Genomic DNA, 1,739 nt, shown 5'->3' with positions numbered 1-1,739 from the left:
AACCTCCCGTTCAAGATACCTTCATTTTCTCATGAGCTTGAGGTTCTTGAAAGGTGGTGAGTATTTGACGCTCACGCTTACGGAGAGTATTAAGCAGCTTCCCCTTAATGTAATTTCTGTTCTGGTAGACAATGTAAGAGCTCTGTCTGAAAAATACGCTGTTACGTACTCTTCAGTTGAAACGGAGATACAGGAAACGGAGTCTACTCTCTCGGTACTAATTGATGAGCTCATCGGCAACGAGTATGATATGAAAGGTCTCAGCGAGCTCCAAAAGCTACTGAAGGGTGAATAATATTATGGCCGGAAAAGATAAAAAACCAGATATTCGTTTCAGTGAATTTATCGGTGCCTGGGAACAGCGGAAGTTAGGGGAAATATACAAGGAACGTAACGAACGAGGAGACGATTCTTTACCGATCCTTTCCGTTTCCATCCGTCATGGTGTTTCAAACGAAGAATTAGACAGTGATACTTTAGGGAAGAAAGTGCGTAGAAGTGAAGATAAGTCTCTTTATAAACATGTTTATTTCGGTGATCTCGTTCTGAACATGATGCGTGCGTGGCAAGGGGCAATCGGAGTCGTAAAATCAGAAGGAATGGTGAGTCCTGCATATATTACTGCTATTCCCGATGCGCAACTTTATCCTCTGTTTATGGATTATTGTTTGCGCCGAGATGAAACCATTATTCAAATAAACAACCTCTCTTATGGCGTCACTGATTTCAGAAAAAGGCTTTACTGGGACTCGTTTATTAACGTTTTGTGTCACATACCTTCTGTGCCTGAGCAAGAAAGAATTGCGGCCATTTTTGCTCACATCGACAACCTAATTACCCTTCAACAGCGCAAGTATGAGAAGCTGATAATCATCAAAAAATCCACGGTTGAAAAAATGTTTCCGGAGCATGGAGCAAATGTTCCAGAAATTCGATTTGCTGGATTTACTGGTGCTTGGGAAAAGCGTAGATTAGGGGAAGTTATTATGGAATTAGAAGGATATACTACTTTGAAATCCGGATATCCATTATTGACTTCTTCTAGAAATGGATTGATGTTCCAGGATGAATATAGAGGTAATGTGACTACGTATAATGAAAATACTTTATTTAGCATTGTTCCGTATGGTAAATGCACCTACCGTCATATGAGTGATGATGATATTTTTCATTTTAATATAAACTATATAGTTGAAAACGGGCTTGTTAGCCGAGAATATCCGGTGTTCGATGCTTATGGACATAATTGTCTTTCTTTTATTGTTGAGTATTTAAATTCAAGCAATAGATTTATTTCATTCTGTAAGGAGCAAAAGAAAGGTGGTACTAGAACACGATTATATTACAAGAACTTGTGTGACTTTACGTTGTTCATTCCTCAATACGATGAACAACTAAAAATAGCTACATTCCTGTCAAATCTCGATAGGAGCATCACCCTTCATCGGCGTAAGCTAGAAAAAATGAAAAATATAAAAAAAGCTATGCTCGAAAAAATGTTTGTGTAGGAGGTGTGAACGCGCAATGGTCTTTAACAAAGAATCTGATTTTGAGGAAGCTTTGATTGAGGTGCTGTCGCACAAAGGCTGGGAATCTAAGGTTTTAAAGAATCCCTCTGAAGAAGATTTGATAAAAAACTGGGCGGATATTCTTTTTGAAAACAACGTAAGCGTCAAATCCTCCACACCTAGAAAAACGACGGGATTCATGAGATCATATACGTAACTGATTACGACGCA

3 protein-coding genes are annotated in these 1,739 nt (G+C 38.8%); all 3 read left to right on the top strand.

The annotated features are described in order from the left end of the window. Positions 1 to 295: hypothetical protein (locus NLX71_RS26205; RefSeq protein ID WP_254366748.1), on the top strand; the 295-nt coding region annotated here is incomplete at its 5' end. 4 nt (positions 296 to 299) lie between these two features. After that, positions 300 to 1,508 (top strand): restriction endonuclease subunit S, encoded by a 1,209-nt coding sequence (locus NLX71_RS26200; protein WP_254366747.1) that lies wholly within the window; start codon positions 300 to 302, stop codon positions 1,506 to 1,508. Positions 1,509 to 1,524: 16 nt separating this feature from the next. Then, entirely contained in the window at positions 1,525 to 1,725 is a 201-nt protein-coding gene (locus NLX71_RS26195; RefSeq protein ID WP_254366746.1) for a PDDEXK family nuclease, read from the top strand. The last annotated feature ends 14 nt before the right edge of the window (positions 1,726 to 1,739 follow it).

This window comes from Paenibacillus sp. MZ04-78.2 (assembly GCF_024213375.1).
Lineage (GTDB): Bacteria > Bacillota > Bacilli > Paenibacillales > NBRC-103111 > Paenibacillus_G.
This window is presented reverse-complemented; position numbering and strand designations above follow the sequence as displayed.